20 protein-coding genes and 1 pseudogene are annotated in these 25,708 nt (G+C 70.0%); 8 read left to right on the top strand and 13 right to left on the bottom strand.

The window, feature by feature from the left end; all coding sequences use genetic code 11:
- Positions 1 to 157: 157 nt before the first annotated feature.
- Positions 158 to 1,735: an alpha/beta fold hydrolase gene (locus AB0H84_RS28675; RefSeq protein WP_357610586.1), complete on the top strand. Its 1,578-nt coding sequence runs from the start codon at positions 158 to 160 to the stop codon at positions 1,733 to 1,735.
- Positions 1,736 to 1,951: 216 nt separating this feature from the next.
- Here the strand turns inward: AB0H84_RS28675 and AB0H84_RS28680 are convergent, their stop codons facing one another.
- The 3 genes from AB0H84_RS28680 to AB0H84_RS28690 all read right to left on the bottom strand — a co-directional run bounded on the left by AB0H84_RS28680 (position 1,952) and on the right by AB0H84_RS28690 (position 6,717).
- A complete protein-coding gene (locus AB0H84_RS28680; protein WP_357610589.1) occupies positions 1,952 to 3,421 on the bottom strand; it encodes an MFS transporter in 1,470 nt (489 codons plus the stop codon).
- Positions 3,418 to 4,002: a TetR/AcrR family transcriptional regulator gene (locus AB0H84_RS28685; RefSeq protein ID WP_357610591.1), complete on the bottom strand. Its 585-nt coding sequence runs from the start codon at positions 4,000 to 4,002 to the stop codon at positions 3,418 to 3,420. Before AB0H84_RS28685 ends, AB0H84_RS28680 begins: the two co-directional genes overlap by 4 nt.
- 858 nt (positions 4,003 to 4,860) lie before the next feature.
- Positions 4,861 to 6,717, bottom strand: coding sequence for a serine hydrolase domain-containing protein (locus AB0H84_RS28690; RefSeq protein WP_357610593.1), 1,857 nt, complete (start codon positions 6,715 to 6,717; stop codon positions 4,861 to 4,863).
- 167 nt (positions 6,718 to 6,884) lie between these two features.
- On the opposite strand from AB0H84_RS28690, the gene AB0H84_RS28695 reads away from it, so the two are divergent.
- The 4 genes and pseudogenes from AB0H84_RS28695 to AB0H84_RS28710 all read left to right on the top strand — a co-directional run bounded on the left by AB0H84_RS28695 (position 6,885) and on the right by AB0H84_RS28710 (position 9,867).
- Entirely contained in the window at positions 6,885 to 8,030 is a 1,146-nt protein-coding gene (locus tag AB0H84_RS28695; RefSeq protein ID WP_357610596.1) for a histidine kinase, read from the top strand.
- The gene (locus tag AB0H84_RS28700; RefSeq protein ID WP_357610599.1) at positions 8,005 to 8,658 is read left to right on the top strand and encodes a response regulator transcription factor; all 654 of its coding nucleotides are present in this window, start codon (positions 8,005 to 8,007) and stop codon (positions 8,656 to 8,658) included. Before AB0H84_RS28695 ends, AB0H84_RS28700 begins: the two co-directional genes overlap by 26 nt.
- Positions 8,659 to 8,992: 334 nt before the next feature.
- Positions 8,993 to 9,175: pseudogene (locus tag AB0H84_RS28705) on the top strand (transposase); the annotation flags it as partial.
- Positions 9,176 to 9,237: 62 nt separating this feature from the next.
- On the top strand, positions 9,238 to 9,867 hold the full coding sequence (locus AB0H84_RS28710; RefSeq protein ID WP_357610602.1) for a hypothetical protein: 630 nt from the start codon (positions 9,238 to 9,240) through the stop codon (positions 9,865 to 9,867).
- Here AB0H84_RS28710 and AB0H84_RS28715 read toward each other — a convergent pair.
- Together AB0H84_RS28715 and AB0H84_RS28720 are read right to left on the bottom strand one after the other, a co-directional pair.
- The gene (locus tag AB0H84_RS28715; protein ID WP_357610605.1) at positions 9,860 to 10,525 is read right to left on the bottom strand and encodes a maleylpyruvate isomerase family mycothiol-dependent enzyme; all 666 of its coding nucleotides are present in this window, start codon (positions 10,523 to 10,525) and stop codon (positions 9,860 to 9,862) included. The two genes, AB0H84_RS28710 and AB0H84_RS28715, sit on opposite strands and share 8 nt — an antisense overlap.
- Positions 10,526 to 10,527: 2 nt before the next feature.
- Positions 10,528 to 10,887 carry a VOC family protein gene (locus tag AB0H84_RS28720; RefSeq protein ID WP_357610608.1) on the bottom strand — a complete coding sequence of 120 codons (360 nt, stop codon included), beginning with the start codon at positions 10,885 to 10,887 and terminating at the stop codon, positions 10,528 to 10,530.
- Positions 10,888 to 10,962: 75 nt separating this feature from the next.
- Between AB0H84_RS28720 and AB0H84_RS28725 the strand changes: the two genes are divergently transcribed.
- Positions 10,963 to 12,018: a sigma-70 family RNA polymerase sigma factor gene (locus tag AB0H84_RS28725; protein WP_357610611.1), complete on the top strand. Its 1,056-nt coding sequence runs from the start codon at positions 10,963 to 10,965 to the stop codon at positions 12,016 to 12,018.
- A 415-nt stretch (positions 12,019 to 12,433) separates the two neighbouring features.
- On the opposite strand, the gene AB0H84_RS28730 is transcribed toward AB0H84_RS28725, so the two are convergent.
- A complete protein-coding gene (locus AB0H84_RS28730; RefSeq protein ID WP_357610613.1) occupies positions 12,434 to 13,405 on the bottom strand; it encodes a hypothetical protein in 972 nt (323 codons plus the stop codon).
- 5 nt (positions 13,406 to 13,410) lie between these two features.
- Positions 13,411 to 13,806: a hypothetical protein gene (locus tag AB0H84_RS28735; protein WP_357610616.1), complete on the bottom strand. Its 396-nt coding sequence runs from the start codon at positions 13,804 to 13,806 to the stop codon at positions 13,411 to 13,413.
- Between the two features lie 202 nt (positions 13,807 to 14,008).
- On the opposite strand from AB0H84_RS28735, the gene AB0H84_RS28740 reads away from it, so the two are divergent.
- Positions 14,009 to 17,812: a CHAT domain-containing protein gene (locus AB0H84_RS28740; protein ID WP_357610619.1), complete on the top strand. Its 3,804-nt coding sequence runs from the start codon at positions 14,009 to 14,011 to the stop codon at positions 17,810 to 17,812.
- A gap of 315 nt (positions 17,813 to 18,127) precedes the next feature.
- On the opposite strand, the gene AB0H84_RS28745 is transcribed toward AB0H84_RS28740, so the two are convergent.
- The 5 genes from AB0H84_RS28745 to AB0H84_RS28765 form a co-directional block, all read right to left on the bottom strand.
- A complete protein-coding gene (locus tag AB0H84_RS28745) occupies positions 18,128 to 19,147 on the bottom strand; it encodes a hypothetical protein (RefSeq protein ID WP_357610622.1) in 1,020 nt (339 codons plus the stop codon).
- Positions 19,148 to 19,389: 242 nt separating this feature from the next.
- Positions 19,390 to 19,701 (bottom strand): hypothetical protein, encoded by a 312-nt coding sequence (locus tag AB0H84_RS28750; protein WP_357610625.1) that lies wholly within the window; start codon positions 19,699 to 19,701, stop codon positions 19,390 to 19,392.
- Positions 19,702 to 19,735: 34 nt separating this feature from the next.
- The gene (gene katG / locus AB0H84_RS28755; RefSeq protein ID WP_357610628.1) at positions 19,736 to 22,012 is read right to left on the bottom strand and encodes a catalase/peroxidase HPI; all 2,277 of its coding nucleotides are present in this window, start codon (positions 22,010 to 22,012) and stop codon (positions 19,736 to 19,738) included.
- A gap of 23 nt (positions 22,013 to 22,035) precedes the next feature.
- The gene (locus AB0H84_RS28760; RefSeq protein WP_357610630.1) at positions 22,036 to 22,464 is read right to left on the bottom strand and encodes a Fur family transcriptional regulator; all 429 of its coding nucleotides are present in this window, start codon (positions 22,462 to 22,464) and stop codon (positions 22,036 to 22,038) included.
- A gap of 178 nt (positions 22,465 to 22,642) precedes the next feature.
- Entirely contained in the window at positions 22,643 to 23,578 is a 936-nt protein-coding gene (locus AB0H84_RS28765) for a DUF5829 family protein (RefSeq protein WP_357610633.1), read from the bottom strand.
- Between the two features lie 292 nt (positions 23,579 to 23,870).
- Here AB0H84_RS28765 and AB0H84_RS28770 point away from each other — a divergent pair, with 292 nt between their 5' ends.
- Positions 23,871 to 24,599: a hypothetical protein gene (locus tag AB0H84_RS28770; protein ID WP_357610636.1), complete on the top strand. Its 729-nt coding sequence runs from the start codon at positions 23,871 to 23,873 to the stop codon at positions 24,597 to 24,599.
- Between the two features lie 15 nt (positions 24,600 to 24,614).
- Here the strand turns inward: AB0H84_RS28770 and AB0H84_RS28775 are convergent, their stop codons facing one another.
- Positions 24,615 to 25,685, bottom strand: a complete 1,071-nt coding sequence (locus tag AB0H84_RS28775) for a ketoacyl-ACP synthase III (RefSeq protein ID WP_357610639.1) — start codon at positions 25,683 to 25,685, stop codon at positions 24,615 to 24,617.
- Positions 25,686 to 25,708: the final 23 nt, after the last annotated feature.

A 25,708-nucleotide genomic window follows, 5' to 3' on the forward strand; every position in this document is an offset into this window, starting at 1 on the left:
ATGACGCAAACGCAGGTACTTCGATATCCGTCGAAATGACAGTTCCCAGGTCAGGAGCATCTCTCACTGCCATCTTCGATGCTTCCAGACAGGTGGGGCGGGCGACAATCCTCAGAGAAACGGTAAGGAAACAACCGCTGCTCTACTACTGATCCGCATGACCTACCGAACTTCACTGACGGCGCTGGCCCTGGCCATGGCGGGGTTGGCGGCGCATCCTTCCGCGGCGGGCGCCACCGCTACCATCGCCGCGAGCGCCACTGCGAACCCCACCTCGAGCTCCGGCGTGTCTTCCGTGCAGTGGAAATCCTGCCCGGCCTACTCCGACGAGGTGATCCGCAGCCTGGGCGTGGCGGAGGACAGGGTTACGGCGTTCCGCTCCTTGGTGAAGCGCCTGGAGTGCGGCACGGTCAGCGCCCCGCTGAACCACCGCGACCCCGGCGGGCGGAAGATCGACATCGCGGTGACCCGGCTGGCCGCCACGGACGAGGCCCACCGGCTCGGTGCCATTGCCGTCCTGCCGGGCGGGCCGGGCAACAGCGGATACCTGGACCCGGTCCTGCGGGCCGCGCTCAGGAACGAGGAGATGGCGGGGCTCAACGAGCGACACGACATCATCGGCTTCGACCCGCGCGGGGTCGGGTACAGCACCAAGGTCGCCTGCACCTTCTCGCCAAACGGCCCGCAGGAGCCCGGCGCGCTGACCAAGGAGGCGGCCAGGAAGATATACGACGCCCAGGTCGCAGCCAACCAGAAGTGTGGAAGCTCTGACCCGGCCTTCCTTGGACAGCTCACCACCGAGAACGTGGCCAAGGACCTGGACCTGGTACGGACCGCGCTGGGTGAGAGCAAACTCAACCTGCTCGGCTTCTCATGGGGCACCTATCTGGGGATGGTGTACCGCAGCCTGTTCCCCGGGCACACCGGACGGGCCTTCCTGGACAGCGTGGCGCCGCCGTGGACCCGTATTGACGAGCACGCCAAGGACAGCGCGGAGGCGGCCGAGCGCAACTTCGGGCGCCTGGCCGCCTGGCTGGCCCGCCGCGACGGGAGTTACGGTCTCGGCGCCACCGCACGGACGGTGCGCGAGGAGGTGGCGAAGCTGGTCAGCACGTACGACAAGAGCCCCAAGACCTACACCGACCTGCAGCGGCCCATCGACGGCTCGGCCGTCGCCGACCTGGCCAGGCGCAACTCGACCGAGTGGGTGCGCGCGGGCAAGGCGCTGGCCGAACTGCGGACGGCGACGGGCACCACCGCCCCGCCCACCGTCAAGGAGCTGCTCGGCGCACCGATGCCGGGGACGCCCGTGCCCGGCGCGCCCGAAACACTGAACAGGACCATGAACCTGGCCGTCGCGTGCAACGAGGACAGCAGCCGGGCCGGTTTCGACACCGCCTGGCGTGACTACCAGCAGCTCGTGAAGCGCCACCCGGCGACCGGCCGGTCCTGGGGACTGCCTGTCATGTGTCCCGGCTGGCCGCTGCCGGTGCAGCAGGCCACGTTGAAGCGGAGCAGCGGGTCACTGGTGCTGGCGGGGCACCTGCACGAGTTCATGTCCGTCTACGAATGGACGCTGCAGACGCGGCGCGCCATCGGCGGCACCGTCTACACGGTCGCCGACGACGTGCACGTGTCGACCACCCGGGTGCCCAAGTGCGCCGCCGACGTGGCGCGGTACTTCGAGACGGGCCAGATCGGCAAAGGTTGCGAGGGCAGCGCGATCCCGAGCTGACCACCGGTTACCGGCCCGGCGGCCTGCCACGGGCCGCCGGGTCCCTCTCGCGGCGCGCCCGGGCGGGTTCCGTCCGGTTCGAGCAGAGGCCCGTCACCACCTTGCCGAGCCACAACATCGTGCTGCTCTTCCATCCAGACCTTTCCCGAACCTCGCTCGGATTGGCACTTCCACCTGGACACCGGCGACTGCTGTTTCGCCACCGCATCGAGACGGTCATGCTCGGCGCGACGCCGGGTCGGCGGCGGCGCCCGAGGGCAGCCTGAGGGCCGCCGGGACGCCGAGCGCGGCGACGGCCGCGAGAAGCAGCAGCGTGGGCCCCATCGCGCCGCCGAAGGCCGCGGCCGTCCACCGCGATCCCCCGTCACCGGCCTGCCTTGTGGCCAGGCCGGGCGCGATGAGCGTGATCGACGTGGTGGCCAGGGCGATGCCCAGCGCCGGGCCGATGTTCATGATGGTCTGCTTCAGTCCGCCGGACACCCCCGAGTCGTCGGCGGGCGCCTGCTGCACGACGACGGCCGTCGCCGTGACCATCACTGTGCCGAAGCCGGCGCCCAGCATGAGGAACGCCACGGCCATTGCCGGTGAGGCCGCCGACCTTTCCACGCCGGCCAGCAGCAGCATTCCCGAGCTGACCAGGGCCATCGCCCCCAGCGCCGTCCGGCGGGGTCCCTGCCGGCGTACCAGCACCGCGGCGACCGGCGCGCCGACCACCATCATCACCGCCAGCGGCAGCACGCGCAGCCCGCTCTGCAACGGGTCCAGGGCCAGGACCTCCTGCAGGAAGTAGCTGCCGACGAACAGCGCTCCGAACATCGTGGCGGAGCTCGCCAGCAGGACGGCCAGCGCTGCGGTCAGCGCCCGCGACGCGAGCACCTGCCGGGGTATCAGCGGGTGGGCGGCGACCCGCTGGTGCCAGGCGAACGCGCCGCCCGCCGCGACGGCCGCGGCCAGTCCGAGCACGGTGCCCGGGGCCCATCCCGTACGTGGTACCTCCACCAGGGTGTGGATCAGGCAGGCCAGGGCCGCGGCCAGCAGGCAGGCGCCGGTCAGTCCGAGCCGGGCGGTTCGGGCGCCGGCACCGGCCTTGGCACCGGTGCCGACGGCCGCACCCGTGTCGTGCGGCGCCGGCACGCGGACGGCCAGAGCGGCCACGCCGATCAGGAGCGCGGGGGCGACGTTCAAGAGGAACACCGAACGCCAGCCGAAGTGGGCGATCAGGGCGCCGCCGACGAGCGGGCCGGCGGCGGCCGCCAACCCGATGGCGCTGCTGCGCACAGCGATGGCCATCGGGAGCCGGTCCGCCGGGAACGCGGCGCGGAGCATCCCGAGGGTGGCCGGTTGCAGCAGCGCGCCGAAAATTCCTTGGGCGACGCGCAGGCCGATGACCCAGCCGGCGCCGGGCGCCAGGGCGAGCGCCGCCGAGGTGGCGGCGAAGCCCACGGTCCCCACGGCGAAGACCTCCCGGTGGCCGTAGCGGTCGCCGAGCCTGCCTGCGAGAACGAGCAGGGCGGCCACGGCGATGAGGTAGCCGGTGCTGGTCCACTGGACCTGCGCGAAGGAGGCGTGCAGGTCCCGTTGCAGGGTGGGCTGGGCGATGGTGAGCACGGTTCCGTCGAGGGCGACGATGACCGCCCCCGTGACGCTGGCGACCAGCGTGAGGTGGCGGTGGCGTCCCGGTCTCACTGCGGTTCCTGCCCGAGGTGCGCCTCCAGTACGGCCCGCAGCAGCGGTTCGAGCTCGGCCGATCCGGTGGTCAGTTGCAGGCTGCCCCAGGCCCATAGCTGGGCGAGGCCGTGCGCGTTCGCCCACAGCACGCCTGCGGCGATCCGCGGGTCTACACCCGACCGCAGGCCTGCCCGGGTCAGCAGATCCACCACGACATGGAACAGCGGCAGGCTGGCTTCCCGCAGGCCCAGATGATCGCTCTCGAGCAGGTCATGGCGGAACATCAGCTCGTACATGCCGCGGTTGGCCAGCGCGAATTCGAGATATGCCCGGCCCAGCGTCGTCAACTGCGCGCGTGGATCTGCCCGGCCGTCGCCCAGCGCCCGGGTGACCTCGGCGCCCAGGGCCGCGAAGCCCTCGCGGGCGATGGCGGAGAGCAGTTCCAGGTGAGTGGGGAAGTAACGGCGCGGTGCGCCGTGCGAGACTCCGGCCCGCCGGGCGATCTCACGCAGTGTCAGCGACTGCGTCCCCTCGCGGGTCACCAGGTCCACGCCGACCTCTATCAGGCGGGCACGCAGCCCGGCGTCCTCCTCATGCATAGACACTGTCTACCAGCGTCTGGTAGACAGTGTCTACATGCCGGATGCCTCCTACTCCCGCACCTCTGCAGACGTCGCCAGGACTCGCCGCTTGTCTGGAGTCGGCATGCCCGATGACCCGCGCCCCGCTCGGCGATGCCGCGCACAGCCTTGGGCAGATCGCATGCGTCCGACAGCCGTATCGCCCCGACGCTGTCGCCGCCGGCCCATCGGCTCCGGCCTGCACAGGTTGATCACCTGTAGATGTCATGCCCACAGGCCGGCCTACCGGTTCACCTCCGCGGCGCGACAAGGGCCCCGCCCAGCAGCGGGGCGGCGGGCGGGCCGATCAGGAGGGACCCCATGATGCGAGCGTGCCGCCGCGAGGGATGCCACTGAGTGAGACAGAGCAGTACGCCTGGAACGAAGCCCGCCTCTGCCATGCCGAGCAGGAACCTGGGGAGGTAGAACTGCCAGACACATTGGGCACGAACGCCGTGAGACCGGACAAGATCCCTCAGGTGATCACGATTCTGGCCAGCCACCAGCGGGCGCCGACCTTCTGCAGGATGACCTTCAAGGAGTGCACAGGTTGTTCCTCGGCTATCTGTGGAGCCGATACCGACTGATGTGGCCCATCCTCGTTGTCCACGGCGCCATGAACGCCGCGCCCATTCTGCTGGGCATGTTGTGACGCCTGTCGCTCGAGCCTCCTCGTCGGTTCGACGCCTTCCCACCTGGGAAACGATCACATTCATGCTGGGAAGCGATCTTCCAGGCCATCACTTCGTCCCAGGCCGGACACACTCGTGAACACCCCAATACGATCGTCACCGGCACCGGGCCACTGGTCACCTCCTGCAGGAGGCGCGGCATCAGCTAGCCGAATTGCCAGCCGAGCAGGTTCCAGTGCTGGCAGAACCAGACGAGGGCCAGCATTCCGGCCAGCAGGATCACCTGGTGGCCGCGGGCCAGGACGCCGACGCCCGGCCGCCTCCAGCCGATGACAGTGGTGGTGATCGCGGCGACGGTGAGGGCCAGGAACAGCGGAGGAAGGAGCAGCAGGGCCCGGAGGGAGGTCGGCACCCCGTACAGGATGCTCGTCTCGCCGGTCAGCATCAGCACGAACAGGACGACGAACACCAGCCCGACGGCGCCGGCCAGGCCGGCGAGGAGCCGTCCGGCCCGCCAGGCGCGGGACGTCCGCGAGGGACGCCTCCGCAGCCGCCGGATGGCGGCGGTCAGCGGCAGGCCGAGCACGGCGGTCAAGGCGGTGACGGCGAACGCCAGGACGACGACGAGGTTGGCCGGGGGAGTGTCCCACCAGGGGATGAGCACGTAGGCGGGACCGTCGGTGGCCGCGTACGTGACGGCGCCGTTGGTGACGAACGCCAGTCGCTGTGATCCGCCGTTCTGCTGGTAGAGCCCTGGAGACAGGGGGCTCCACGTCTTGCCCATGAACGCAAGTTTCCCGCCGTCCTCGATCCGCAGCCGGGAGGAGCCGGTCAGCGTGAGCACCTTCTCGATGGTCGACTCGACGCTGCGGGTCGGCTTGTAGAAGCCCGCCACGGGAGCGGCCGTCCTGCTCGAAGAGGCGGCGGGTGCGGCGCGATCGCCGGGGAGGAAGCGGTCGAAGAAAGCGGGCAGGAGCTCGGTGACGGCGTCGATGCCGCCGACGCCGTTGGTGGAGACGAACAGGCCGAGGTCGGCGTCGGGTACGAGCAGCAGCGCGCTCTGGAAGCGTTCCCAGCTGCCGTCGTGCATGATCACGCGGTGCCCGTTGAGCGTCTGCTCCTTGAACCCGTGGGCGTACCCGTCGATCCGCGGGTCGGCGGTGAAGGACCGCTGGTGCATGAGACGGGCCGTGGGCTCGTCGAGCAGGGGCCCGTTCCGCAGATGGGCGATCATGAAGCGGGCCATGTCGTTCGCGGTGGCGCTGATCGATCCGTCGGGCGCGAGGTTGTCGAAGACAAAGGGTTTGCGCTGGTACGTCCCCTCGTCGTAGTCATAGCTGCGTGCCTGGCCGGCGGCCAGGGCGGCGGGGACCGGCTCGGCGGCCGTGCTGTGCCGCATGCCGAGCGGGTCCAGGATGTGGTCCTGTACGTACTGGTCGTACGGCTGCCCGCTCACCCGCGACACGATGTATCCGGCCAGCGCCGCGCCATAGTTCGAATAGGCCGACATCTCTCCGGGCGGGCGCACCCGCGCCGGCAGGTGCTCGGCGAGATACGTGCCCAGCGGCGGTACGTCGGCCTTGCTCCGCGAGCCCAGGCCGATGGCGCTGTCCTCGAACCCGGCGGTGTGGCTCATCAGGTGGGTCAGCGTGATCGGTCGGGGGTACGTCGCGGGGATCTTGAACGTGGTGAGGTAGCGGTTCACGTCCGCGTGCAGGTCCAGGCGTCCCTGTTGCACCTGCTGCATCACTGCGGTCCAGGTGAACAGCTTGGTGACCGAGGCGATCCGCACCAGCGAGGTCTCGGGGTCGAACGGCGTCCGGTTCTCGCGGTCGGCCAGGCCGTACCCCTTGCTGAAGAGGGTCCGTCCGCCGCCTACCACCGAGACCACCGCGCCCGGCACATGGTTGGCCTCCAGTCCTCGCGCCATCGCGGCGTCGAAGAAGTCCGTCAGCTCACGGGTGTCCGGAATGTCCACGGCCGACGCCGGGGTGGGGGTCGAGACGGCCGCCAGCGACAGCATGGCGACGAGCAGCAGGCGAGGGAGGGTGACTGGCCACACGGCGTGACTCCTGACGTTGTCGGGGTCATCAACGGTGCGGCCGGCGAGGGTGCGGCCGCATCACCATCACGGCCATGGCTGCATCACACTAAAGTCGGAGATTTCGTACGGTCGGCATCGACGCTCGGCCGAGGTGGTGCCCGCGCCGCCCTGGTTACGCTGGGCCGATGGTGCCATACCGGAGCGCGCTGCGGCGGCTCGTCACATCCGGCCCGCACGCGATCAGCGTGGCGTCCGTGGCGTTCTGCCTGTTCCTGACCGTCCTGGCGGTCAAGACGCCGTGGGCGCCGCTGCCGCGCGGAGTCATCGCCGCCGCCGGCCTGGTCGCCTCGAGCGCCGTGTGGTTCCGCAAGCGGTGGCCGGCCGCCGTCGCTGCCGTCGGAGCGGTCGCGTACGCGCTGTCGGGCAATCCCGGGCCGCTGCTGATCGGCCTGTTCTCTGGTGCGGGGACGCGGCTGGGCGCGCGGTTCGCGGCGCTGGCGGCGATCAGTGTCGCGGGATTCCTGGCCCAGCAGTGGATCGACAACGGCGGGTTCGGAGTGGACGCGCTGCTCTCTGCGATGGCCGCCACCGGCGCCGTGTTGCTGGCCGGCCTGTACGCCGCCACCCGCCGCGAGCTCACCCGATCACTGCGCGAACGCGCGGAGCGCGCCGAGACCGAACGGCACCTGCGCGACGAACAGGCGAAGGCCGCCGAGCGCGGCCGGATCGCGCGGGAGATGCACGACGTGCTCGCACACAAGGTCACCCTCATCTCGCTGCACGCCGGCGGGTTCGAGGTGAACGCCGGCGCGGAACCGGCGCGGATCCAGCGGGAGGCGGCGCTGATCCGGCTCACCGCACAGGAGGCACTCGAAGAGCTGCGGAAGATCGTGGGCGTGCTGCGGGCCGGACAGGACGCCGGATTTCCCGACCTGCGGCGGTTGGTGGAGTCGTGGGCGTCGGCCGGCAACACCGTCACGCTGCACGGCGACCTCGGCCCGTTGCCCGTGGCGACGGCCCGGGCCGCCTACCGGCTCGTCCAGGAAGGGCTGACCAATGCGCACAAACACGCCCTCGGCGCACCTGTCACTGTCTCGGTGACCGGCAGCCCGGAGGACGGCGTCACGATCGCGGTCGTCAACGAGCTCAGGCCCGGGGCGCACCCCTCCGGCGGCGGGGCCGGTCTCGTGGGCCTGGCGGAACGTTTCCGATTGATCGGCGGAACGGTGCGCAGCGCGCCCGACGATGCGGGAGGCTGGCGTCTCGAGGGCCGGTTGCCGTGGGACGCATCCGCGAGGGGCACACATGATCAGAACGCTGCTGGTGGATGACGAGTCGCTGATCCGCGCCGGGCTGCGATTCATCCTCGAATCCGCTCCCGACGTGGAGATCGTGGGGGAGGCCGAGGACGGGGACCAGGCGGTCGACGCCGTTCGCCGCCTCCGGCCGGACGTCGTCCTGATGGACATCAGGATGCCGCGGTCCGACGGCCTGGCCGCCACCGAGGCCATCCGCGAGCTCGCCCGGCCGCCCGCAGTGGTGATCCTCACCACGTTCGACAGCGACGAGCACGTCTTCACCGCCCTGGAGGCCGGGGCCTGCGGCTTCCTGCTCAAGGACACCTCACCGCACGACTTGATCGCCGCGGTGCGCGTCGCGCACGGCGGCGACTCCATGCTGTCCCCGCGGGTGACCCGGCGGCTGATCCACCGGGTCACCACCCACGTGCCGATCCGACGGCACCATGACGCGCTGGCCCGGCTGGAGACCCTCACCAGCCGCGAGCGCGAAGTGCTCACCGAGGTTGGGCTCGGCCGCTCCAACACTGAGATCGCGGCCAGTCTGAACATGAGCCAGGCGACGGTCAAAAGCCACATCTCACACCTGTTCGACAAGCTCGCCGTCACCAACCGCGTGCAGGTGGCCATTGCCGCCTACCGCGCCGGCCTGGTGGACTGACCCGCACGGTCGCCGCTCGGGAAGACCGGCCACCGACGATGACGTCGACCGCCGGCGGGACCGCCGCCCACCCGGCGAGCACCGCGAGCGCCGTGCCGCGAACGGCAGCACGAGCCGCTCTCCGGCTTGGCGATGGCGAAGACGGCATCGACTTGTAGTTGTGGGTTCCGGTCACGGGCTGAGACTCGTGCGTATGCCCAGCCGGTCACAGCACCCCTCCCGGCAGTGTCCAGAAACATCTCCTATTTTGGATGTTTTAGTGCGTGTTTGAGAAGATCATTCATGTTCGGCGTGGCGGCGTGACGACTGGCGCGGATGCCGTCAGGGTGGCCGGATGCCCCCAGATCGCTACCCCTCGGACCTGACCGACGCGCAATGGGAGCTGATCGAGCCCTTACTTCCCGAGCCGAGCACCAGCGGGCGTCCGGAGAAGCATCCGCGCCGGGAGATCGTGAACGCGATCCTTTACATGGTGCGCTCGGGCTGCCCGTGGCGGTACCTGCCCCTCGACCTGCCGTGCTCTTCTGGAGAGGGCCGTACAACCTCCTGCCGAAGCTGGTCGCCACTGCGTTCGATCAGATGATCGGAGAAGGGAACGAACCGTACGACGGCGCCCGTTTGTCGTCGATCGTCCCTCAATCCCTGCAGGCACGCGACGGCATTCTCACGGCGAACGAAAGGTCTTCACTGGAGTACGCGGTGACGTACGCGCCGATCCATCCGGACAGTCAAAACCTCTTCTCCACCCACAACCAGTCGATGGCCTCCCTGCCACCTCCGATCGACCGCGACGTGATCGATCCCGACGGCGACCGTTACCTCGACGAGAAGCCGCAAGCCGGTGACACCACGGTGAAACGGCTGACACTGGAGCGCCAGATCGTGTTCCCCCCGGACGGCCCGAGCGGTGACGACGTGGCCCAGGGCGATCTGGGCACCTGCGTACTGCTGTCCACGCTTGCCTCGATCGCCGACCACGACCCCGGCCAGATCAGGCGGATGGTCAAACCGAGCAGCGAGCTGATCGCCTCAAACCGGCTCCCCGGTTCGCAGCTGATCCCGACCGTACGCGGTGAGCTGCCGGCCCGGCTCGGACGGCGACCGGAAGCGCGCGGCGAGCCGGAGCCGGCGGCCCGGCTCTGCGCCAATCAGCGCGAACGCTCAGTGCTGCTGCGCAAGGAGGCCGGCATGGGCGGAGCAGTCATGTGACCTTGCCGCGGGCGCGTAGGGTCGCCACACCGTCGCCCTCGAGCTCGTTCCAGTAGCCGGTGCGTCCGGTCATCGCCATGATCAGTGCCAGTGTGGGGCCGGCCACCAGGGCGCCGGAGCCGGTCGTGAAGGGGCCGTCGGTGGCGACGAGGCGCAGGTCCCGGATCCGGCCCTTGGCGAGGACGACCATGTCGGAGCGCCGGTAGTACTCGGCCACCAGGGTGAGCACCTCGATCGGGTAGTCGCGCCGGATACCCAATGGGCGTCGGATGTCCTCTCCGTGCACGATTGTCTCGCCCAGCAGCGCCATGACGGGCAAGGGCGGCTTGGTCGTGCTGGTGACGATGCCGCGGAACCCGGCGAGCGTCTCGGCCGGGGTCGCGCCCAGCTGCTCGGCCAAGCGCATGGCCACCTGTTTGTCGAAGTCGAAACGGCAGCGGATGACGCCGGTCAGCCACCGTACCGGTGTGAGGCTCGCCCCTGCGGTGATGTGCGCCAGCACCTCGCGGACCGTCAGCCCGGTGCACAGGGACGGCGTGGTCCATTGCTCGCTGGTCAGCCCCGCGAGGTCGGCCGCGAGGGCCGCCCGCTCGGTGTGGGTCAGCGACCAGATATCGGTTCGGTGGTGCGGTGTTGGCTTCGGTGCAAAGTCGGTCATGGTCAGTGGCTCACCAGACCGACATGGTTGCCGTCGGGGTCGGCGAACACCGCGATCCGTCCCAGGGGCGTTGGCGCCGGTTCCATGACGCGGCTGCCGCCCAGCCGTTCCGCACGCGCCAGTGCGGCCTCGACGTCGTCGACCGCGAAGTAGACCACGATCCCGGTGTACGGGCTGTCCGGACCGGCCTGGCCGATACCGCCTGCGGGACGGTCGCCGTCACCACCGATGAGCGCGTAGGTCTCGTCGATGACGTTCACCGTCCAGCCGAACAGCTCCTGATAGAAGTGCCGCGCTTGCGAGGCATCGGGAGTGGAGATGTCGAACCATCCGGGCGTGGGACGAGATCCGATCGATGTCATGGCAGTCCTCCTCAACAAGGGCCGATGTGACCCCTCACCTGGTAGGACTGCCGTTGTAGGGCACAATCGTCGCTCATGGGGGAAAATTCTTCTGGGCTCCAGACGGACCTGGCGGTGCAGCGCGTTCAGGACGCCGACCTGGCCCAGGCTCGCGCGGGGGATGACGCCGCCTTCGCCCGCCTGGTGGGACCGCTGCGCCAGGAGTTGCATGCCCACTGCTACCGCATGCTGGGCTCGAGTCACGACGCCGACGATGCCCTGCAGGATGCCCTGCTGCGTGCGTGGCGAGGGCTCGCGCGCTTCGAGGGACGTGGCTCGTTGCGTTCGTGGCTCTACACCGTGGCCACCCGTACCTGCCTGGACCTGGCCGACTCCCGCGCCAAGCGGGCGTTGCCCGCCGACCTCGGCTCGCCCAGCGAACGAGCCGTGCTTGACGCCGCCCCCCTGACCGAGGTCGCCTGGCTGGGCCCGTACCCCGATCAGGGCCTCGCCGACGGCCGGGCCGTCCCTGAGGCGCGTTACGAGCAGCGTGAATCCGTCGAACTCGCCTTCGTCGCCGCCCTGCAGCACCTGCCGGGCAACCAGCGGGCCGCGCTGCTGCTGTTCGACGTTCTCGGATTCTCCGCCGCCGAGATCGCCACCATGATGGGCACCTCGGCCACGTCGGTGAACTCCGCCCTGGCGCGGGCCCGCAGGCTCGTGACAGAGAAGATCCCCTCCCTGAGCCAGCAGCAGGCGCTGCGGAAAATCGGCGACGCCAAGGTGCGGCAGCTCGTGGCCGCGTTCGCGGCGGCGCTGGAACGTGGCGACATCGACGCCTTGGTGCCCCTGCTGACCGAAGACGTCACCTGGTCCATGCCGCCGCTGCCGACCTGGTACCAGGGGTTGGCGGCCGTCACCGACTTCGCCATGCAGGTCCCCATCACCAGATGCTCAAGTTGGCGCTGCCTTCCCACCAGCGCCAACGGCCAGCCCGCCGTGGCGTTCTACCTCGGCGGCGACGCCATCGGAGCGCACACTGCCTGGTCGATCACCGTGCTCGCGTTCGACGACGCGCGCATTTGCCAGATCGTCTCCTTCCTCGGCCCCGAGCACTTCCCGTCCTTCGCACTGCCGGCCTCACTGCACTGACCGCGAGAGCCGCAAGGCGGGGCCGATGATCGCATCGGCCCCGCCTTACCTCCGCCTCTTCGCCCGTACGGGCCCACGCCATCTGGTCGGCGGCTCGACCGGAAGTGTCGGCTCATGATCGTAGTCTTCGCGCCCATGACCACCACCGAGACCGTGTCGTTCGATCTCCATGTCAGCGACGGGCAGCCCTACCTCATGGACGTCGGCACGCTGGTCCCAGAAGCTTTCCCGATGACCATCCGGAGCACCCCGTCGGGATCATTGGGGGACTCAGCTTCCGGTCCGAGCCTTCCGCCGGTGGCCGCGCCCTCGGTGGCCGTACTGGTTGGACTGGCCGGCCAGGCGCCGCACCACCACCACGAGCCCGGCCGATGTCGGATGATCTGGCCGAGCACCGTCGCCCTGACGGCTGCGATCAGTGGCTGGGAGTGCGCGCTGTGCTGTCATCCGCCGGTCGTCGGTACAGAGGGGTGCTGCTGTCGCTGCCACGGACGAGGAAGGAGGTGACGGCCCGGCCGGTGGCCTTCTCCTCCCGGGGAGAGGCTGGGAGCGGCCAGTCCAAGTGCCGATAGAGGTGGGCGCGATAGAGATCGGCGGTCGTCTCCACAAGGTCCGCGTAGTGCTCGGCTCGACGGACGAGCCAGAACCTGTGGACGAGCACGACGGCGGGGAGGGCGAGGAGCGCCCACAGGGTCCACGGAGTGAAGACCAGGTAGGCCACCGTCCAGATGCACGCGGCGACGGCGGCGTCCAGGCGCAGCCGGGCGGCGGCCAGTTCCGTACGGGTCTGCTCGGGCAGGACCAGCCAGAGGTGGGGCCAGACGGCGACGATGTCGAGGCCGTACTTGTCGACGGGACGGGTCTCGGCGGCGCGAAGGACGTTGCCCAGCCGAGTCGGCATCATCTGTACGGGGTGGGCCGGACGGCGGCGGATGCGTCTGTCCAGCGTCTGGAAGCGGCGCAGCTCCGCCCGGTCACCGGGTTGGGCGCCGTCGGCGAGCACCCGCGGAGCGAGTTCCTGCCAGGCATCGACGTCGCTTCTCGCCGCTGTGACGTGGCGGTCGGCGAGTGCGCGGGTCAGCCGCTCGATTCTGGCGGGCCAGTACCCTTCGAGCAGGCGTAACACCGGCAAGGTGAGCTGCTGCACGAGCACGGCGCTGGCGACGACGGCGGCGAGAACGGCCAGCAGGATCGTGATCTGGACCGGCCCCGGCTGTGCGGCGAGCCACGCGAGGCCGCGTGCCGCGGGTCCGGCCGGGTCGGTGAGGCGGCCGTGACCGCGGACCCACGCCAGCGCACCGCAGACCCAGAACACCAGCGCCGGTCCAGCGGCCGCCCCGAACCTGTCCGCGAGCTTGGCTGCCGCGCCTTCCCAGAACTTGTCCACGCTGGTCAGTCCTCACGGATCAGGACACGATCATGGGTGGGGCACCGGGGCACGGGCATGGCCACGCTCAGCCGGTACCAGATGTAGTCCCTCTCGGGGCAGCCGAAGCGGTCGGCGGCGACGGGCTCCCCGTCGCCGGGCGGGCGATCCACGCCGCGCACGGCCCGGTCCTGCGCGGCCGGAGGCCGGTGCAGTGGATCAGCGAGCACCGAGGAGACCCACGCCTCAAGCCCCGGTACGGCCCCATACAGGGTCGTCAGCTGCCCGAGGAGCCGTTCGTCGTCGCTCTCGCGCAACAGCGCGGCGACCTGGCGGTCGACCTCGGCCGTGTCGGCAGCAGGAACGAGCTCGGCCAGGTGACCGCGCAGTACGCGCAGCGTCTGGGCGACGTCCTCGTCCAATCGCTCTCCTCCGGGGGAAGCCAGCGGGCCCTTCACATTGTGATCGGCGCCGCCGAAGCGCGCCACCCGCCCGCACGCGTGGTCCGGCCGGTCGGGCACCGGAACGTGGACAGGAGAGGCCAATTTCTGTGACCGGCTACCGCAGGTCCGCGCGCCGGTAGACCATATCGGTGCCGAGCAGCGGCGGAGAAGGGACGTGGTCGTGACCGCTTTCGCAGACGGTTCAGACCTGGGTCAGGCGCTGGCCGCGCTGGCCGCGGCCGAGACCGTTGAGGCCGCGCTCGTCGTGGTCAGACGCCATCCGGTGCTCTTGGACGCTGCCTTCCATGAAGAGATCCTCGCCATGATGCACCAGGCCGACAGCCCGGCAGCGGCCGAGACGGTCCTGCGGATGCTCGCGCTGGTCGACGCCGTCCGCGCCGCGATCGTGGCGGCTGCGGCGAGAGCCGATTCCCTGGAAGTCGACGGAGATTCCCTGGATCTCGTCGCTGATCTCTTGGCCTCTCTCACCCCGGATCAAGCCGCCGCCGCCGTGACGGCCTTCCCTGAGGCGGAACGGGTGGTGCCCGGCGCGGCCGCGCTGTTGCACGGCATGCTCGCCGACGTCGACTACCGAGGTGACGGGATCGCTCGGTCCCGCTACTTCACGGCATGGGCGTTCGCGCGTGATTGTGTCGACTTCGGCATCCCGGAGGCCGCGGCGTTGGCGACCCGATACCGACCGATCCTGCAGAGCCTGGAGAGTGCGCTCGTCGCCTCCGTCGATGACGGTCCAGCGCCGCACCTCCCACCCGGAATCCAGCCGGTCGTCGAGGAGGCCGCCGGCGACCCGGCAGCCGACGGGCTGGACGCGAGGGCCCTGATCAGGGTGCTGAGCGGGGTGCCGCCCATCGGACGTGCCATGGAGGAGACGATCCGCACGGGCAAGGCGGACGAGCTGGCGAGCGCCGTCGAGCCCCTGGAGCAGGTGATCGCTCTCCTTCCGGAGGGGCATCCCTGCACCCTCCTCGTCAAGGCGGTGCGCGCCAGAGCCAGGATCTGCCTGTACGCGAGCGGCGCGGATCGAGCCCTGCTCCGAGCCGGAGCGGTCGAGCTGTGCGAGGTCGCGCTGCATCCGGCGATCGCCTGGGGTCCCCATGCCGAAACCGTCGCGCAGGCCGCCATGTCCGCGGCCCGGCGCTGCCTCGCCGAACCCACCGAGGTCGACTTCGCCGGATCCGTCGGCGCGGTGCCCGTCGAGGAGGCCGATGACAGCGACAGGCTGACCGAACTGCACGGCGCGGTCCTGCGCCGTCTCCTTGCTCCCGCAGGAGGTGAGTCCGAGGCCGAGGTCGTCATCGTGGGATCCTCGCAAGCGTTCGCGCTCGGGCAGGAGGGTAACGAGCTGCTGAGCCGTTACGCCGAGCGTGGCGACCCTGACGTGCTCCACCAGGCCATCGCCGTGCTGACCCGGGCCGCGCGGCTCGATGGCCTCGCCTCGATGGCCGGTGCGATCGTCCACGACCTTCTGGGCTGGGCGTACCGTCAAAAGTACGCCGCCACAGGCGACCGGAGCCTCCTGGACCGAGGCATCGCCCTGGCCGAGGCGGCGCAACGGGTTCCGATCTCCATACCCGGGCTCCCTCCGCGGATCAGCGCGACCAACCTCGCGAACATGCTGGTGGACCGGCAGCAACTCGCCAGTGACAGCGCCGACGGCGACAGAGCCATCGATCTGCTGGAAGATGACCTCCGGCTGCACCCCGATAAATCCGATAAATCCGACAACTCCGACGACGACGCTTGGGCGACCCGGAGCGCCCTGGGCATCGCCTTGATCCGCCGATATGAACGCACCGGGGACATCGCCGCGCTGGAGCACGGTCTCGACCTGGCCGAACGAGCCGCTCAGAGGTCCCGCGCACCGGGGCCGCTCACCAACCTGGCGTTCACGCTGCTGGCGCAAGCCGACCACAGCGACGAACACACTGCCTCAGAACTGCGGTCCCGAGCCATCGCTCTCCTGGAGACCGCCTGCGCCCATCAGGAACCCACAGATCCGGCGGCCGCGAGCCGCTGGGGCGGGCTCGCGCAAGCGCTCATCGTCCAGGGCATGGCAGGTCGCCGCCGCATCGACCGGTTGTTCGGCCTGGCGATCCAGGCCGCGGGGCCCACATCGGAGTTCGGCATGCGGATGCGGGCGAGCCACGCCCAGTACCTCGCCGAATGGGCGCGACGCCCCGGTCTCCCGTTCCGCCGACGCCGCGCCGCGCAGACCGCGCTGCGCATCGCCACCGACGTCCTGGCGAACACGCCCGTTGACCACGCCGAACGACCACTCAACCTGTTCGTCCGAGCGGTCGCCCTCGCCGCTCTCGCCCGGCGGGCGCCGGACCGCGTCGACGCCGAGGAGATCTCGCAGACCTTCCGCCAAGCCTGCGAGGGTGCGCACAAGTCGCTCAGCACGGCCGGCCGGTTCGCATCGCGGTGGATGGAGTGGGCGGCCGGCCAGCAGGCGTGGGCAGAGGTGGGTGAGGCAGCGGACGTGGCACTTTCCGCGATCTACCGCTTGTCGCTGGTCCAGGCCGTGACCGACCACAAAGACCTTTGGGTGGGCAGTGCAGCCGATCTCGCCCAGACCGCCTCATTCGCACACACGCTCGCCGGGGATCCCGCGGCGGCTGTCGTCTCGATCGAGGCGGGCAGGGCCATCGTGCTGAGCGAACGCGTGGCTCTGTCGCCCGCCCAGATCGACCTGCTGCCGGACGGGACCAAGAGCGGGCTCCTGGCCGCGTTCGCCTCCTGGACCGGCACCAGCAGGCGGCTCGAACAAGCCAGACACGACGTGGAAACGCCCCCCGCCCTTATGCGCGACGTGGCGGCCGCGTGGGCCGGACTTGAAACCGCGGTTCGGGACGTCCGGCGCATTGCCGGTTTCCATCGCTTCTGGGACATACCCGCCTTCGATGACATCGCCGCGACCGCGTCGGCGACCGCGCCCGTGGTCTACCTGATCCCCGGAGAAGGAGAAGGGCTCGCGTTGATGGTCGACAGTGGTGCGCGGGCGGTCTGGCTGCCAGGTCTGGGGCGCCAAGAGGTCGAACCGGCCGTGGCTCTGTGGGCCAAGGGCACTCCGTGGCATGAGGATGTCCAGCGGTGGGCATGGACAGGGGTCCTCGGCCCTGTCCTCTCGGAACTCCCCGCCGCGCGGGAACTGACCCTGATTCCCTGCGGACAACTCGCGCTCCTGCCCCTGCACCTGGCCCGCCCACCCGACACGACCGACTACCTGCTTGACCGGATCGCCATCCGGTACGCGCCCAACGCACGCGTCCTGCGCCGGCCACCCCTCAATCCAAGGGCGGACCACCTCAAGGCCGTCATCATCGCCGATCCTCAACCGACCAGCCGACGACGGCTTCCGGCGACCTTGCTCGAGGGCAGCCGCATCGCCGACCTGTACACCTCCGCACTGCTCCTGACCGGCGCCGAGGCCACCCGTGCCGCCGTCGAAGCCGCCATCGCCGAAGGCGACGTCCTTCACCTCGCCTGCCACGGCGAGACCGACCTGAACCAACCGCTCAACAGCGCCCTCCTGCTCGCCGACGACACTCCGCTCGACCTCGCACAGCTGCTCCGGCTCCCTGTGGCAGCAGCGGTCGTCGTGCTGTCGGCCTGCGGCACCGCCGTCCCCGGCCAGCGCATCCCCGACGAGGCCATCGGCTTGAACACCGGATTCCTCGCAGCCGGCGCGCACAGCGTCATCGGTACGCTCTGGCCCGTCGACGATGTCGCCGCCATGATGATCAGCATCCGCTGGCACCAGCTCCACCGAGCGGGAATCGCCCCCGCGGAAGCACTGAGACAAGCCCAGATCTGGCTTCGCGACAGCACGAACCACGACAAGGCCATCACACTCGGCATCCCCCGCCCTGAACTCAAAGGACTCGCCGCACGCCTTTGGGGCGCCGGCCACGCCCATGCCGACCCTTCCACCTGGGGGGCGTTCGTCTACAGCGGCCCCTGACGGGTCAGTTCGGCCTGCCGTGGTGATCGGCGAGGCGGGCGAGCACGTCGATCAGGTGCGGGCGCGCATGCTCTCGCAGGGCTTGCCGAGTGACCAGCGGGTTCGCCACACTTCTGACTCCCTGGAGCCTCCGCGGGCAACCCTGGGCCAGAACAACCACGAACTTCGGAGTCATGGCCTTCGTTCACGGGCAAGCGACCTTCGACCTGGTACTGCCGACTTCGATGACGCGAGCGCCCGCATCTCGACACCTATCGAAGTGACAGCGCCCAGGTTGGGAGCAGGCTCCACTGCCAGCTTCGCTGCGTCCAGACATCAGAACTCGATGAACCCGTACAGCGCGAGATGGTTCGACTTCGTACTGCCGACCGTGTGATCAATGCTCGACGGCCGCACCGTGCCCTTGACGAAGAGGTAGTCGATCTTCCTGGACCCGTCGGTCGCCTTCGCTCCATAGCCGGTCATGCCGAAGCCGCCGAGGGTGGTGGCGGCGATGTTCGTGCGATTCGCGTCGATCCCGATCACGCGGATCGTTGACGCGTTCATCAGGCTCGTGGCGTCCGCGCCGACGTGGATGCCGGAGTTGGCGATGCCCGTGTAGCCCGCGCCCGCGCAGGCGTTCGCCCCGTTCTGCTCCGGGAGGTGCATGGTGGCGGCGAAGACGGTCGTCCCCGTTTCCTTGATCGTGAACCTCGCCGCGAGAGCGCTGGTGCGCTTCCATTTGTAGGCGTTGGTGGTGCCGTCGTCGCTGTCCGGCGGCTTGTACAGCGTGCACCCGGCCCCGCCGTTGTACGGTGTTCCGGGCTTCAACCAGCCCGCGCTCCAGTACTTGGAGACGTCGCCCGCCGCGAGGCTCAGCGTTCTGGTGTTGTAGATGATCGCGTTGGTCTGCTTCTTCTTCAGGTCGCCGAGCGCCTGCTGGCTGCAGTTGTGCGAGCTGCCCCACTCCTCGGGGTCGTCCCAGGCCACGAGTGCCTGGTAGGTGCCCGCCGGATAGCCGAACTTGGCCCCGAGTTGGTCGGCGTAGGCCGTGGCCTGTCCGGTGCCACGTACCTGTTGCACGATCAGGAGGTCGGGAGCCTTCACGCCGGAGGTGGCCGTCTTGCCGTTGTCGTCGACGAGCATCGACGTGAGGTGGTCCGGACCCGTGATGCGGGTGCACGTGCCGTCGGCGTTGTTCCTCACCAGGTTCTCGATGTTGTTGGTGTAGACCCGTAAGACTCGGTCCGCCGCGGCCGTGGGCGCTTGGTGCGCCTGCGCGATCGAGGGTGTGGTGAGAAGCAGAGCGGATGCCGCGAGCGCTGCCGTGCCAAGCGATCGGTGAGGGAATGACATTGTCGAAGGGTAGCGATGATCGTCGGGCCTGTCGCGGGTGGCCCCTTGAGGCATCCGGCCGTCTTCTCCTTCACGTTGCCGCTCATCACTTCGAACGCCTCGATCGAGCCCTCCCGCCTGGCCGGTACGGCCCGCACCTTATTCATCGTCATGCAGCGCGAGCCGGGGCACCCCGCGGTGCGCGCCGACCGGCGTTCCGACGATCTGTCGCCAGAGAACGCCCGCGCCTGCCGTGCCGGCTCTCATCGAGCCGGCTGCTGCTCTCCCGGGAGGGGAATGGGCTCCCAGGGGGAGGGATGCCAGGCGTAGGTGGGCATCGCTCCGCCGACGAGCGCCAGCCGGTGGGCCTGCGTCCAGCCGGCGCGGCGTGACCAGCGGCGCAAGGTGGTGGCGACCGCGGCGAACAGGGCCAGGTAGAGGAGCAGGACGGTCGCCCAGGCCGAGCAGAACGCCGGCGCGCTGCCGCACGGGCCGCTGGAGGCGGCGCAGCTGGCGCAGGTCGACGAGGTGCTGCGGCGACACGCCCGCTGAGGCGGACGAGCCCGGTCGATCACGATGGATCGACCGGGCTCGCCGGGTGGAGACAGGTCAGGCGAGGTCGAACCGGTCGAGCTCCATGACCTTGGTCCAGGCCGCGACGAAGTCCGTCACGAACGTGTCGCGCGCGTCCTGGCTGGCGTAGACCTCCGCGAGGGCCCGCAGCTGCGAGTTCGAGCCGAAGATGAGGTCGACCGCGGTGGCGGTCCACTTCACCTTGTCGGTGGCCACGTCACGGATCTCGTACACGTTCTCCTCGGACTCCGACGCCTTCCACCGGGTGCCCGGGGAGAGCAGGTTGGCGAAGAAGTCGTTGGTGAGCACGCCGGGCCGGTCGGTGAGGACGCCGTGCTGCGTACCGCCGAAGTTGGCCCCGAGAGAGCGCAGGCCGCCGATCAGGACGGTCATCTCCGGCGGGGTCAGGTTGAGCATGTAGGCACGGTCGACCAGCAGCACCTCCGGCTGGGTCTTCTCGCCGGGACGCACGTAGTTGCGGAACCCGTCGGCCCGCGGCTCGAGGACCGCGAAGGACTCGACGTCGGTCTGCTCCTGCGTGGCGTCGGTGCGGCCCGGCCGGAACGGCACCGTCACGCTCACGCCGGCCTCGTGCGCCGCCCTCTCGACGGCGGCCGAGCCGGCCAGCACGATCAGGTCGGCGAGCGAGATCTTCGCGCCGCCGGCCTCGTTGAACTCGCGCTGGATGCCCTCGAGGGTGTCCAGGACCGTCGCGAGCTGCTCGGGCTGGTTGACCTCCCAGCTGCGCTGCGGCTCGAGACGGATCCGGGCCCCGTTGGCGCCGCCGCGCTTGTCGGTGGAGCGGAAGCTCGCGGCGGAGGCCCACGCGGTGGAGACCAGCTGGGCGGTCGTGAGGCCGGACTCCAGGACCTTCGCCTTCAGGGCGGCGATGTCGGCGTCGCCCACGAGCTCGTGGTCGACGGCCGGCACCGGGTCCTGCCAGAGCTGGGGCTCGGGGACCCACGGCCCGAGGAAGCGGCTGACCGGGCCCATGTCACGGTGCAGCAGCTTGTACCAGGCCTTGGCGAAGGCCAGCGCGAACTCGTCGGGGTTCTCCAGGAAGCGGCGGGAGATCTTCTGGTACGCCGGGTCGACGCGCAGCGACAGGTCGGTCGTGAGCATCGTCGGCTTGTGCTTCTTCGACGGGTCGTGGGCGTCCGGGATGATCGCCTCGGCGTCCTTGGCGACCCACTGCTTCGCGCCGCCGGGGCTCGTGGTGAGCTCCCACTCGTAGCCGAAGAGGATCTCGAAGAAGCGGTTGCTCCACTGCGTCGGCCGGTCCGTCCACGTCACCTCGAGACCGCTGGTGATCGTGTCAGCGCCCTTGCCGGTGCCGTGGGTGCTCAGCCAGCCCAGGCCCTGCGCCTCCAGCGGCGCGCCCTCGGGCTCCGGCCCCACGTGGTCGTCCGCGACGCCGGCGCCGTGGGTCTTGCCGAACGTGTGGCCGCCGGCGATGAGAGCGACGGTCTCCTCGTCGTTCATCGCCATCCGGGCGAAGGTCTCGCGGATGAAATGCGCCGCCGCGGCCGGGTCCGCGTTGCCGCGGGGACCCTCCGGGTTGACGTAGATGAGACCCATCTCGGTCGCGCCGACGTTCGGCACCATCTCGGTGTCGGTGACGTAGCGCTCGTCGCCGAGCCAGGCGTCCTCCGGACCCCAGATGATCTCCTCAGGCTCCCAGACGTCCTCGCGGCCGAAGCCGAAGCCGAAGGTCTTGAATCCCATCGACTCCAGGGCGACGTTGCCGGCGAGCACGAGCAGGTCGGCCCACGAGATCTTCTGGCCGTACTTCTGCTTGACCGGCCACAGCAGCCGGCGGGCCTTGTCGAGGTTGGCGTTGTCCGGCCAGCTGTTGAGCGGGGCGAAACGCTGCGCGCCGTCGCCCGCACCGCCGCGACCGTCGTGGATGCGGTAAGTGCCCGCGGCGTGCCAGCTCATCCGGATCATGAGACCGCCGTAGTGGCCGAAGTCGGCCGGCCACCAGTCCTGCGACGTGGTGAGCACCTCGATGATGTCCTGCTTGAGGGCCTCGACGTCGAGCTTCTCGAACTCCTTGGCGTAGCTGAAGCCCTCTGCCAGCGGGTTGCCCTTGGACGAGTGCGCGCGCAACACCGAGAGGTCGAGCTGGTTGGGCCACCAGTCCCGGTTCGTGCGCGGACGACCGCCGGTCTTCGGAGTCGGCGAGTCGATTGCCGGATTCTCGCTCTCGCTGCCATGCGCGGTCACCGAGTCATGCGCGACCGGGCAGCCGGCCGCCGCCTTCTGGTCCACTCCCTGCGCGCTGGAGGGGGCGTTGTCCTGGGTGTCGCTCATCTGCTTCCTTCCGAACTACCGGATCACTGGTCAATTGGTCTGGCCGCGCAGTCGGGGCAGGTGCCCCAATAGACGACCTCCGCCTCTTCGATCACGAAGCCCTGGTCATCCGAGGCGGTGAGACAGGGGGCGTGGCCGACGGCGCAGTCGACGTCCGCGATGGCACCGCAGGAGCGGCACACGACATGGTGGTGGTTGTCACCCACCCGTGACTCGTAGCGCGCGGTCGTGCCGGCGGGCTCGATGCGCCGCACCAGACCGGCCTCGGTCAGCGCACGCAGCACGTCGTACACCGCCTGGTGGGAGACCCTGGGGAGCTGGGCCCGTACCAGGGCGATCACCGTGTCGGTGTCGACGTGCGCGTGATCGCGCAGTGCGGCGAGCACTGCCAACCGCGGCCGGGTCACGCGCAACGAGACTGCTCGTAACCGCGCCTCGAAGTCAGACGCCATACGGCCAACATATAGCCCTAATCTGGAATAGTTCAAGTTTGCTGTGAGTCCGATACCGCCGGCGTTGATCGGCAGCGGCCCGAGCCTCGATGCGTCAAGGGCGCTGGAACGACGACGCCCGGCCGGCGACGGTCAACCTCGTCGCCGGCCGGGCGTGTGAAGGCGGTGCTACGGGGCTTTACTTGGGGGCGTCGAAGGTCCACTCGGCGCGGGCGCCCGGGCCCACGGCAAGGGTCGAACGTCCGATCCGCTCCTCGTGCCGCGTCGCCACGGACCGGTTGAGCGACATGGAGACCTGCTTGAGGCCCGCCTGCTCACGCGCGACGGAGTCGAGCTGGATGGTGGTGCCTCCGCCCATCGCGATGGCGCCGCCGCCGGTGGTCGTGACGTCGAACCCGCCCGCCTTGAGCAGCGGGACCGTGTTGGCGAGGTCGCGCGCGGGGACGCCGATGCGGATGTAGGTGATGTCACGCATCAGATGGTCGGCGTAGGCGTCCGGCAGGTAGCGCTCGCGGCTGACGTCACCGTCGTAGCCGGCCGGCTCGGTCTGGCTGCGCGGGTCGGCGAAGTACTCCGGGAAGTACTCCATCGCCCACGGGTCGAAGGCCTCGTACTGCTCGGCGGTGGTGCGGATGGTGTCGAACCACGGGATCGGGACACCATCGCCGAAGTCCCGCGTCTGGCGGTACCTGGCCGGGTCGCTGATGCCCAGGGCGGCCAGCTGCGCGGTCACCTTGGCCAGGTCACCGGCGCGTTCGGTCGACACGCCCAGCCCGGCGGAGCCGTAGAGGGCGTCCTGGCCGGGCAGGTCGCCCTCGCCGAACAGCTCGATGTAGGTCTCGCGGCCCTTGAGGTAACGGCCCTTCCAGGTCAGCCCGCCACCGGTGGTGGTGCGGACCTCGAAGTTGGCGAACTCCCGCAGGTAGGCGGAGTTCTCGACGGCGTCGGCGGTCTCCCGGTCGACGACGCTGTAGGCGTGGTTGTAGAAGAGCAGCTGCTTCTGGGACGACACGTGGGACGCTTCGGCCTGTGCCGTCCCCACACCCCCGGCGAGCGCGACGGCGCAGGTCGCGGTGAGAGCGGTGATCATCCGTAATGTCCGGCGAATCATCATGGAGGTGATCTTAGAGCGAGGATGATCACCTTCACTATCGTTTTGACAGGACCCATACTGCAAATGTGGTGCCGTCATAGCGGCGATATGGCGAGACCGGCCCGTCCTCCGTGCGCCTGCGCGCGCCGGCAAGGTACGCGTTGACCCCCTGGGCGGCCGATGGTTGACTCGGCCGGGTGTCAGCTGGATCATCGGCTGCTCGCGCGGCGGCACGGCTGCCCCGTGAGCCGGGCGTCTACCGGTTCCGAGACCGGCGCGCGATCGCCTGCACCTGACGGAGATGGTCGCCCGGGTGGCCCGGGTCGAGGCGGTGGCGTGCGGCTCGCTGCACGAGGCGGCCTGGCTCGAGCGCAACCTGCTGGAAGCCGACATGCCGCCCTGGAACCGCAGGCCGGGTGGCGAGGAGACGGCGATCTACATCGTGGTGGACGCGCGGCCGCGTACCGCCGGGGTGCGCACGAGCCACCTGGCACGCTTCGACGACGTCGTCGGCTTCGGGCCCTACCTCGGTGGTACGAGAGCGCGGCAGGCGATCTCGGGGCTGCACCGGGCGTTCCCGCTGTCGTACACGCGTGACCGGCTCACCGGCGCCGAGCGCGCCATCGCGGCGAGGCGCGGCATCGGCCCGCAGGCCAGGGAGCGGTTTGCCGCGGCCGTGATCTCCGCGCTCGACGGGACGGACGCCGAGCCCGCGCGTGAAGCGCTGACGGCGGCGCGCGATCGTGCGGTGGCGGCGCTCAACTTCGAGCTGGCCGGCCGGATCCACGAGGAGCTGGCCGCGCTCGAATGGGTGACGAGCGTGCAGCGCGTCACCGTCGAAGGCGGCGGCGACCAGGACATATGCGGATGGGCGGACGGCGTCGCCGTCACGTTCGCCATCCGCGGCGGGCGCCTGAACGGATGGGACCAGCGCGAGTGCGCTCGCTCGGCCGTCGCCCGGGCGAGCGCCGTCACGCCGCCGGAATGGACCGGGTTCGCCCAGCGCAACGCCGAGCTGGCGGCGGCGCTCATCCGAGCCTGACCGGGTGCTCGGGGCTCATCCGAGTCTGTCCGGCGGGCGGACGATCTCCGAGTGGAGGGGCGCGGGCCGGGCGAAGTCGTCCGGGGCGCTCCAGTCCACCAGGGCCGCGCCGTAGTTGAGACCCGCGCCGAACGCGACCAGCACCGCGCGCTGCCCCGCCCGCAGCCGCCCGGCGTCCATCGCCTCGCGCAGCACCAGCGGGAGCGAGGCCCCCGAGGTGTTGCCGATCCGCTCGATGTTGGTCAGGGTCTTGCTCAGCGGTACGCCCAGGGTGTCCAGCACGCCGTGGACCAGCCGCAGGTTCGCCTGATGCAGCGCGAAAAAGTCGATGTCCGCCACCTCCAGCCCCTGGTCGCGCACGAACGACTCGATGAACTTCGGCAGCGTGCCCAGCACGAAGTCGCGGATCTCGCGGCCTTCCATCGTGGTGAAGTTCTCGCCGAAGGCGGAGGCCTTGGGCCTTCCGTCCGCGTCGAGGCGTACCTCCCGCGCCACGTACGCCGTCCAGTACCCGGCCGGTTCGGTGCGCAGGGTCACCCGGCGGACGCCACGGCCGGCGCGGGTCCGTTCGAGCAGGTAGCAGGCGGCGGCGTCACCGAAGATCACCCCGATCGTCCGGTCCTCCGGGTCGAACGCCTTCGAGTTGACGTCCGTCAGCACCACCGCCACACGCGCGTACTCGCCGGACTGGACGTACCGGCGCCCGACGTCGAGCGCGAAGACCCCGCCGGGGCAGCCGCCCGAGTTGACGTCGAAGCCGGCGCCGCCGGCCATGCCCGCCTTCCTCATGATCGCCACGGCCGTGCTCGGCAGCATGAGGTCCGGTGTGAACGTGCCGCAGATCACCAGGTCCACCTGGTCGGGGGTGATGCCGGCCTGCCCGCAGGCGTCCACCAGCGCGTGCGCCCCCAGGTCGGAGGACCACTCGTCGGAGGCCGCCATCCGGCGGGTCTCGACGCCGATGTGCTCGTGGATCCATGCGCTCGTGGTGGGCAGCCGCGCGGCGAGTTCGTCGTTGGTCACCACGCGTTCGGGGATGTACCGGCCGATCGCCCGGATCCCCACGCCGAACGGCGGAACGCTCATTCGAGACCTCCCAGGTCGTCCGC

Source organism: Nonomuraea sp. NPDC050786, from assembly GCF_040654115.1.
Lineage (GTDB): Bacteria > Actinomycetota > Actinomycetes > Streptosporangiales > Streptosporangiaceae > Nonomuraea.